The organism is Collinsella sp. BG-O-102, from assembly GCF_023656745.1.
Lineage (GTDB): Bacteria > Actinomycetota > Coriobacteriia > Coriobacteriales > Coriobacteriaceae > Collinsella.
The window spans coordinates 19183-27594 of sequence record NZ_JAMOKO010000021.1; the positions used below are offsets into that span (position 1 = coordinate 19183).

Genomic DNA, 8412 nt, shown 5'->3' on the forward strand with positions numbered 1-8412 from the left:
AGTGCAGATGAAACCTATCGTCGCCGTCGTCGGACGCCCCAACGTGGGCAAGTCCACGCTCGTTAACCGCCTGGCCCAGACCTCGGACGCCATCGTCCATGAGTCCCGCGGCGTCACGCGCGACCGCTCGTACCACACGGCCGATTGGAACGGCCGCGAGTTCACCATCGTCGACACGGGCGGCATCGAGCCGCTCAAGAGCGATGACGTCTTTGCCACGTCCATCCGCGACCAGGCCCTCGCCGCCGCCGAGGAAGCCGCCGTCATCCTGTTTGTGGTCGACGGCCGCACCGGCGTCACCGAGGAGGACGAGTCGGTCGCCCGCATGCTCAAGCGCTGCGACAAGCCGGTCTTTCTGCTGGTGAACAAGCTCGACAACCCCGATCGCGAGAACGACAGCATCTGGGAGTTCTATTCGCTCGGCATCGGTGAGCCCACGCCGCTCTCGGCCCTGCATGGCCATGGCACGGGCGACCTGCTCGACGATATCGTGGCCCTGCTTCCGGAGGAAGAGGACGAGGTCGCCGATGAGTTCCCTGACGCGCTGAACGTCGCCATCATCGGCCGCCCCAATGCCGGTAAGTCGTCGCTGTTCAACCGCATCCTGGGCGCCGACCGCTCTATCGTGTCCAACATTGCCGGCACGACGCGCGACGCCATCGACACCGTCGTGGAGCGCAACGGCAAGCACTACCGCATGGTCGACACCGCGGGCATTCGCAAGAAGAGCACCGTGTACGAGAATATCGAGTACTACTCGATGGTCCGCGGCCTGCGCGCCATCGATCGCGCCGACGTGGCACTGCTCGTCGTCGACGCCTCCGTAGGCGTTACCGAGCAGGACCAGAAGGTCATGGGCTTGGCCATCGAGCGCGGCTGTGCCATCGTGGTGCTGCTCAACAAGTGGGACCTGCTCGACGACGACCGCAAGCGCGAGGCCTGCATGGAGACCGTCGACCGCCGTCTGGGCGTCATGGCTCCCTGGGCCCAGTATCTGCGCATCTCTGCGCTCACCGGCCGCAGCGTCGAGAAGATCTGGGCGATGGTCGACGCCGCCGAAAAGACGCGCTCGCAAAAGATCACCACCTCGCGCCTTAACACGTTCCTCACCGACCTGCGCGAGTTCGGCCACACCGTGGTGGACGGCAAGCGCCGCCTGCGCATGCACTACGTGACTCAGACGGGCATCAACCCGCCGACGTTTACGTTCTTCGTCAACCACAGCGATCTGGTCAACGACACCTACCAGCGCTACGTGGAGAACCGCATGCGCTCGACCTTCGACTTTGCCGGCACACCCATTCGACTCTTCTTTAGGAAGAAGGAGCAAAAGGATGCATAATCCGATTCTGCTGACCGCCATCTGCGCCGTGGTATCGTTCTTTATCGGAGCGATTCCGTTTGGCCTGATCCTGGGCCGCGTGTTCAACCATACGGATATTCGCAAGGCGGGCTCCGGCAACATCGGCACCACCAACGCACTGCGTGTGGCCGGTCCCAAGGTCGCCGCGCTCACCCTGCTGCTCGACTGCCTTAAGGGCGCCATCTGCATCCTTATCGCGCGTCCGCTCATTGCCGACTTGGGCTATGGCTTTCCGCCGAACATTATGGCGCCTGGAGCCCCCGGCGACTGGATGCTCGGCGTCATTTGCCTGGCGGCCGTGTGGGGCCACATCTTCTCGCCGTACCTCAACTTCCACGGCGGCAAGGGTATCGCAGTTGGTCTGGGTGTCATCCTCGCCTGGTACTGGCCTATTGGCCTGTCGCTGCTGGGCATGTTTATCGTGGCCGTCGCCATCACCAAGTTTGTGTCGGTGGGCTCGCTTGCCGCTGCCATCGGTCTTCCCATCGCTGCCTGCGCGGTCTTTCCGTACAGCAGCCTGGGGCTTAAGTTTTGCATGGCGATGATCGGCATCACCGTGGTGTGGGCCCATCGTGCGAACATCAAAAAGCTCATGACCGGTAAGGAGTCCAAGCTCTCGTTTACCAAGCGCGTCACCGAGCCCGACGATAAGTAGGAGAGAGTCATGAATGTTGCGCTGATTGGCTCCGGCTCCTGGGGAACCGCCGTCGCCGGCCTTGCTGCCGCGCGAGCCGAGCGCGTGACCATGTGGGCCCACAGCGAGCAAACGGCCGCCGGCATCAATGGCGAGCACCGCAACCCCCGCTACCTTGTGGGCTACGAGCTGCCCGGCAACGTCGTCGCCACCACGGATCTGACCCAGGCGCTCGACGGCGCCGAGGCCATCATCTTTGCCGTTCCTTCGACGCACCTTCGCAGCGTGTCCCACCAGGCCGCGCCCTTTATCGCCGCCGATACCCCGGTGCTCTGCCTCACCAAGGGCATTGAGCCCGAGTCCGGCCTGCTCATGAGCGAGGTCATCACCAGCGAGATCGGCAACGAGGCGCGCGTGGCGGCGCTCTCGGGCCCCAACCATGCCGAGGAGATCTGCCACGGCGGGCTTTCTGCCGCCGTCATCGCCAGCAAAGATCCACAGGTAGGAGAGACCTTTAAGGACCTGCTCCTATCCACGGCCTTCCGCATCTACCTGTCGCAGGACATGACCGGCGTCGAGGTTTGCGGCGCCATGAAAAATGTCATCGCCATCGTGTGCGGCATCTCCGCCGGCACCGGCGCGGGCGACAACACGCTCGCCCTCATCATGACGCGTGGTCTAGCCGAGATCAGCCGTCTGGTGCACGCCCGCGGCGGTCAAGCTATGACCTGCATGGGACTTGCCGGCATGGGCGACCTCATTGCCACCTGCACCTCGGAGCACTCGCGCAACCGCACCTTTGGCTACGAGTTTGCCAACGGCGTGTCGCTCGACGAGTATCAGACGCGCACGCATATGGTGGTTGAGGGCGCCGTCGCGGCCCGCAGCGTCAGCGAGCTTGCCCGTTCACTGGGCGTAGACATTCCGCTCACCTTTGCCGTGGAGCAAACGCTCTACAACGGTGTTACTTTGGATAGGGCGCTCGAGATTCTTACCGATCGCGTCCCTTCTCAAGAGTTCTACGGACTCACCGACTAGCGCAGAAAGGCTTCTACCATGGGTTCCATCAAAATCGCTCCGTCCGTCCTTTCGGCCGACATGGCCAACCTCAAGGGCGAGCTCGACAAAATCTCCGGCGCCGACTACGTGCACTTCGACGTTATGGACGGTCACTTTACCGGCAACCTGACCTTTGGCGTTGACATCCTTAAGGCCGTCAAGCGCTCCACCGACGTGCCGGTCGACGCGCATCTGATGGTGTCGAACCCCGACGAGACGGTCGATTGGTACGCCGACGCCGGTGCCGACATGATCACCATGCACTACGAGGCCTCCACGCACCTGCACCGCACGCTCACGCACCTGCAGCAGAGCGGCGTCAAGGCCGGTGTGGTGCTCAACCCCGCCACCCCCGTGTGCGTGCTTGAGAGCATCATCGACGTCGTCGATATGGTACTGCTCATGAGCGTGAACCCGGGCTTTGGCGGTCAGAGCTTTATCCCGGGCACCATCGCTAAGCTCCACGAGCTCAAGGCCATGTGCGAGCGTCACGGCGTTTCGCCCCTCATCGAGGTCGACGGTGGCATTTCTTCAAAGAACATTGCCGAGGTCGTCAAGGCCGGCGCCAACGTGCTCGTGGCCGGTTCTGCCGTATTTAAGTCCGAAGATCCCGCTGCCGAGGTTGCGCTGCTGCAGAAGCTGGGCAACGAGGCCGCACAGGAGGCATAAACCCTTATGACCGCAGGTCAAAACCGCATACCCGTGAATCTTGACTATGCCGCCTCGACGCCCATGCGCGCCGAGGCGCTCCTTGCGCAGCGCGAATATGACGACAGCGAGCTTGCCGGCGTCAACCCCAACTCGCTGCACTCGCTCGGCCGCAAGGCCGCCGCGCGCCTGGAGGTTGCCCGTCGCGAGATTGCCCATAGCTTTGGCGCACGCGTCCGCCCGTCCGAGATTGTTCTGACCAACGGCGGCACCGAAGCCAACCAGCTGGCGCTGCTCGGTCTTGCCGAGGGCGCTCGTCAGCGCGATCGCAAGCGTAACCGCGTGATCGTATCTGCCATCGAGCACGATTCGATTCTGGACAACCTGCCGCTGCTGCGTGCCGCCGGCTTTACCGTCGACCTGGTGCAGCCCTGCCGCGCGGGCTACATTGAGCCTGCCACGCTGAGCGACTTGCTGAGCGACGACGTGTCGCTCGTGAGCATTATGGTCGCCAACAACGAGACCGGCGTGGTGCAGCCCATCCGCGAGCTTGCCGCGGCCGCGCATACCGTGGGCGCCCTGTTCCACACCGATGCCATCCAGGGGTATCTGCACATTCCGCTCGATGTCACCGAGCTGGGAGTTGACGCCATGACCGTTGCCGCGCACAAGATCGGTGGCCCCGTGGCATCCGGCGCGCTCTACCTTAAGAGCCGCACGCCGCTGCGCCCGCGCATCTTTGGCGGCGGACAGGAGGCCGGTCGTCGTGCCGGCACGCAGGATCTGCGCACACAGTTGGCCTTTGCCGCTGCCGCCCGAACGCTGGCGCCCCATGTAGCCCAGGAGCGTGCGACGCTGCAAACCCTTTCCGACAAGCTCTACGCCGCGCTTACGGCCCATCCGCGCATTCACGCCACCATGGGCGACTACGCACAGGCCGATCGTCTGCCGGGTATGGTTTCGATCTACGTCGACGGCATGGACTCCGAGGAGCTCATCGTCAAGCTCGACGCCGCCGGCTTTGAGGTATCGGCAGGCTCGGCATGCTCGAGCGGCAGTATGGACCCCAGCCACGTTTTGAGTGCGATGGGCATCGGTCGCGAGCAGGCATTGGGCGCACTGCGCATTTCCTTCGATGACCGCGTGAATCCGGGAGATCTGGACGACTTTGCCCAGACGCTGCTCTCGATCGTAGGTGCCGCATGATCGTCGCCGAGCTCGAGCGCGCCCTGCTGGCACGCTATCCCAAGACCGATGCCGAGAGTTGGGACCATGTAGGACTCTCCGTCGGCGACCCTGCCGCGGAGATTACCGGTGTTGCCTGCGCACTCGATGCGACCGAAGCCAATGTGCACCGCGCCCAGGAGGCCGGCGCCAACGTGCTGCTGACGCATCACCCCATCTATATCAAGGCGCCCGAGGCCTTTTGTCCGGCGGATGCCACACGCCCCCAATGCAGCGCGGCGCTCTACGAGGCAGCGCGTTGCGGCGTGAGCATCATATCGCTCCACACCAACATGGACCGCTCGCACGAAGCCCGTGTCTGCCTGAGCGAGCTGCTGGGTGCCGCACCCGTGAGCTCACTGGAGCACGTGGACGAACCCGAGGCCACCGGTCTGGGCGCACTTGCAACGCTCAACGACCCGTGCACGCTGCGCGATCTTGCCACCTGTGCTGCCACGGCTTTCGGGAGCGACCCGCGTGTGTGGGGCGAAGCCGGGCACGCATGCCGCACCGTCGCCATTTTGGGCGGCTCCCTGGGCGACTTTGGAGAGCTCGCCATCACCGCGGGCGCGGACGTTGTCGTGACGGGCGAGGCGGGCTACCACGTGGCGCAAGACCTTGCCTTACGCGGGCTGCCGGTGATCTTGCTCGGCCACGACCGCTCTGAGGAGCCGTTCGTTGATATATTGATGAACTCTGCAGTTGACGCCGGGGTCGACCCCCGTCATGCGATTAAAATACTGAACCCTTGCCAATGGTGGACTGTGACAAAAGGAGAGAACTTATGAGCGCCGGCGCTACGCTACTCAAGCTGCAACAGATCGATTTGGAGCTCGCCCGCAACAAAAGCGAACTTGCCAATATGCCGGAGCTCAAGGAGCTCGCTTCCAAGCGCAAGACCTATGTGAAGCTCAAGTCCGAGATGACCAAGCTCTACGCCCAGCGCAAGGATCTGGACATTGAGCTCGACGACCTCAACACCACCGAGATTCAGACTAACAACGCCATCGAGGCTGCCAAGAAGCGCCATGTCGACGGCTCCGACTACCGCGAGGTTCAGGACCTGGAGAATGAACTCGCCACCCTGGCCAAGCGTCTGGACAAGATCGAGCACACCCGCAAGGATGTTGTTATCGCCCATAAGGAAGCACTTGACCGCGAGGCTCGCGCACAGGCCATCATCGCCAAGTTCGAGGAGGGCGTGAAGGCCGATACCAAGGCCGCCCGTGCCAAGGCTGCCGACCTGCAGGCTCAGATTGACGCCGCCACAAAGGAGCGCACCGCGCTTGCTGCCACGCTGCCGGCCGACGTGCTCATCGACTACGAGCGCCTCCTCAAGCAGTTCCGTGGCCTGGCTGTCGAGACCATCCAGGGCAACATCCCCACGGTCTGCCACACCGCGCTGCAGGCATCGTCCATGAGTGACCTCAACCACGACGGCAGGTCAATTACGCACTGCCCGTACTGCCACCGCCTCCTGGTGCTCCCGAGCAAGGAAGCTTAAACGATGGCGGCACCCAACAATTCAATGCAACTTGAGGGAAAAACGATCCTGCTGGGCATTACCGGCGGGATCGCCGCCTATAAGTCGTGCAATATCGTGCGCCTGTTGCAAAAGCGCGGCGCGCGCGTCAAGGTCGTTATGAGCAAGCATGCCACGGAGTTCGTGGGGCCGCTTACCTTCCGCGCACTCACCAATGAGCCGGTCGCGGTGGGCCTATTCGACGATCCCTCCGACCCCATCCACCACATTTCGCTGGCGCAGGAGCCCGATCTGGTGGTCGTAGCGCCCGCGACGGCTAATATCATCGCCAAGATGGCCAACGGCATCGCCGATGACCTTATTTCCACCACGCTACTAGCCACACCGCGACCCATCGTGATCGCACCCGCTATGAATAACGGCATGTGGAAGGCACCGGCGACGCAGGCCAACATGGCCACGTTGCGCGAGCGCGGTGTCCATGTGGTGGGTCCGGGCAGCGGCTACCTTGCCTGCGGCGACGTGGACACGGGACGCATGAGCGAGCCGGGAGACATCGTCGAGGCTGTCTGTGAGGTGCTCAACCCCGCGCCTCAGGACCTGGCGGGCAAGCGCGTCGTGATTACCGCCGGCCCCACGCACGAGCCGATCGACCCCGTGCGATTCATCGGCAACCGCTCTTCGGGCAAGATGGGCATCGCCCTGGCGGGGGAGGCCGCACGCCGCGGTGCCGAAGTCACGCTCGTGTTGGGACCGACATCGCTCGATGTTCCCCGCGGCGTGGAGTGCGTGCGCGTGCAAACCGCCGCAGAGATGCTCCAGGCGGCACTGAGCGCCTTTCAGACGGCCGATGCGGCAATTTGTGCGGCTGCCGTCGCCGACTATACCCCGGCGGCCCCTGCCGACCATAAGCTCAAAAAGGTTAACGAGCGCCTGGATCGAATCGAGCTCGTCGAGACCGTTGACATCTTAGCCGAGCTTTCGCGTCAGAAGGGCGAGCGATGCGTGATCGGCTTTGCGGCCGAGACCGATAACGTCGTGGAGTACGCGCGGCGCAAGCTCGCCCGCAAGGGTTGCGATGCCATTATCGCCAACGATGTCTCGCGTGCCGATTCGGGTTTTGGAACCGATACCAACAAGGCCTGGATCGTGAGCACAACGGGCACGCAAGAACTTCCCGTGCTAACAAAATCCCAGCTCGCAGATACAATTTTGGACTTGCTTCAAAAAATGTAAAAAAGTTCTTGCACAAGGGCAAAGTTTCGGGTTATTATACTCCCTGTTGCGAGCGAGAGCAGAGCAACAAACAAAAGCTTCGGGACGTGGCGCAGCTTGGTAGCGCACTTGACTGGGGGTCAAGGGGTCGCTGGTTCGAATCCAGTCGTCCCGACCAGAAGTTTGCAGGTCAGGCACCTAGTGCCTGACCTTTTTTGTTTAATAATCAATTGCTTAATTTTGATTAAGCAACAGGATGTCGAAAATCTACCTGCGCGATAATCGCCTTTTGCGGCTACTTGTGTGTTATGCAGGTACATGAGCCGAGCTATTAACGCGATATGAGTTTACATATGCGTAGCTGGTACACGCCGAGAACGGGCGGCATTTATCGCGGCGATTCACACAGATATAACGACTGTAACGAACAAGCGTGTCGCTGTATTTATTCCAGTGGTTCACTTGATCGGTGGACAAGTTGGCTGTTGCAACGAAACGCCAAGCAGGATGGGCTCCATACGAGGATGCCGCAGCGGTAATGGCGGGAGAGTTCGGCTGGCGCTCTGAGAGCCGCTGTGTGACCCCATTTCTACTCAAACCGATAACTATGCCTCAAGACGAGAATCGTTCGTTTGGTTGCCAAATGAAAAGCCCGCGCAGAATTGAACTGCACCCCAAAACTTGGACGGCTTAAATAAGAACTACGCCGCAAGGGACTGTCTCCGGAACTCCTCCGGGGTCAGTCCCTTCAGTTTAACCTGGCGCCTCCTCGTGTTCCAATGGACC

9 protein-coding genes and 1 tRNA gene are annotated in these 8412 nt (G+C 62.1%); 9 read left to right on the forward strand and 1 reads right to left on the reverse strand.

Translation table 11 applies throughout. The annotated features are described in order from the left end of the window. Nucleotides 1-7 precede the first annotated feature (7 nt). The 9 genes from der (at nt 8) to NBH09_RS09210 (ending at nt 7804) form a co-directional block, all read left to right on the forward strand. Entirely contained in the window at nt 8-1342 is a 1335-nt protein-coding gene (gene der, locus NBH09_RS09170; RefSeq protein WP_117803194.1) for a ribosome biogenesis GTPase Der, read from the forward strand. Beyond that, entirely contained in the window at nt 1335-2018 is a 684-nt protein-coding gene (plsY, locus tag NBH09_RS09175) for a glycerol-3-phosphate 1-O-acyltransferase PlsY (protein ID WP_250787764.1), read from the forward strand. Before der ends, plsY begins: the two co-directional genes overlap by 8 nt. A 9-nt stretch (nt 2019-2027) precedes the next feature. Beyond that, nucleotides 2028-3035 (forward strand): NAD(P)H-dependent glycerol-3-phosphate dehydrogenase, encoded by a 1008-nt coding sequence (locus tag NBH09_RS09180; RefSeq protein ID WP_250787765.1) that lies wholly within the window; start codon nt 2028-2030, stop codon nt 3033-3035. Between the two features lie 18 nt (nt 3036-3053). Continuing rightward, entirely contained in the window at nt 3054-3725 is a 672-nt protein-coding gene (gene rpe / locus NBH09_RS09185) for a ribulose-phosphate 3-epimerase (RefSeq protein ID WP_250787766.1), read from the forward strand. Between the two features lie 6 nt (nt 3726-3731). Continuing rightward, nucleotides 3732-4910 (forward strand): cysteine desulfurase family protein, encoded by a 1179-nt coding sequence (locus tag NBH09_RS09190; protein ID WP_250787767.1) that lies wholly within the window; start codon nt 3732-3734, stop codon nt 4908-4910. Beyond that, entirely contained in the window at nt 4907-5716 is an 810-nt protein-coding gene (locus tag NBH09_RS09195; RefSeq protein ID WP_250787768.1) for a Nif3-like dinuclear metal center hexameric protein, read from the forward strand. The genes NBH09_RS09190 and NBH09_RS09195 overlap by 4 nt, the downstream gene beginning before the upstream one ends. After that, on the forward strand, nt 5713-6432 hold the full coding sequence (locus NBH09_RS09200) for a zinc ribbon domain-containing protein (protein ID WP_250787769.1): 720 nt from the start codon (nt 5713-5715) through the stop codon (nt 6430-6432). The genes NBH09_RS09195 and NBH09_RS09200 overlap by 4 nt, the downstream gene beginning before the upstream one ends. A gap of 3 nt (nt 6433-6435) precedes the next feature. Beyond that, nucleotides 6436-7647 carry a bifunctional phosphopantothenoylcysteine decarboxylase/phosphopantothenate--cysteine ligase CoaBC gene (gene coaBC / locus NBH09_RS09205; RefSeq protein ID WP_250787770.1) on the forward strand — a complete coding sequence of 404 codons (1212 nt, stop codon included), beginning with the start codon at nt 6436-6438 and terminating at the stop codon, nt 7645-7647. An 80-nt stretch (nt 7648-7727) separates the two neighbouring features. After that, a tRNA-Pro gene (locus tag NBH09_RS09210) sits at nt 7728-7804 on the forward strand. Between the two features lie 523 nt (nt 7805-8327). Here NBH09_RS09210 and NBH09_RS10045 read toward each other — a convergent pair. Beyond that, on the reverse strand, nt 8328-8412 hold an 85-nt coding region (locus NBH09_RS10045; protein ID WP_284703130.1), incomplete at its 5' end, for an IS3 family transposase.

Coding starts and splice junctions, on each gene's coding strand:
- coaBC (WP_250787770.1), top strand. CDS start 6,436: ATGGCGGCACCCAACAATTCAATGCAACTTGAGGGAAAAACGATCCTG.
- NBH09_RS09200 (WP_250787769.1), top strand. CDS start 5,713: ATGAGCGCCGGCGCTACGCTACTCAAGCTGCAACAGATCGATTTGGAG.
- der (WP_117803194.1), top strand. CDS start 8: ATGAAACCTATCGTCGCCGTCGTCGGACGCCCCAACGTGGGCAAGTCC.
- rpe (WP_250787766.1), top strand. CDS start 3,054: ATGGGTTCCATCAAAATCGCTCCGTCCGTCCTTTCGGCCGACATGGCC.
- NBH09_RS09180 (WP_250787765.1), top strand. CDS start 2,028: ATGAATGTTGCGCTGATTGGCTCCGGCTCCTGGGGAACCGCCGTCGCC.
- NBH09_RS09190 (WP_250787767.1), top strand. CDS start 3,732: ATGACCGCAGGTCAAAACCGCATACCCGTGAATCTTGACTATGCCGCC.
- NBH09_RS09195 (WP_250787768.1), top strand. CDS start 4,907: ATGATCGTCGCCGAGCTCGAGCGCGCCCTGCTGGCACGCTATCCCAAG.
- plsY (WP_250787764.1), top strand. CDS start 1,335: ATGCATAATCCGATTCTGCTGACCGCCATCTGCGCCGTGGTATCGTTC.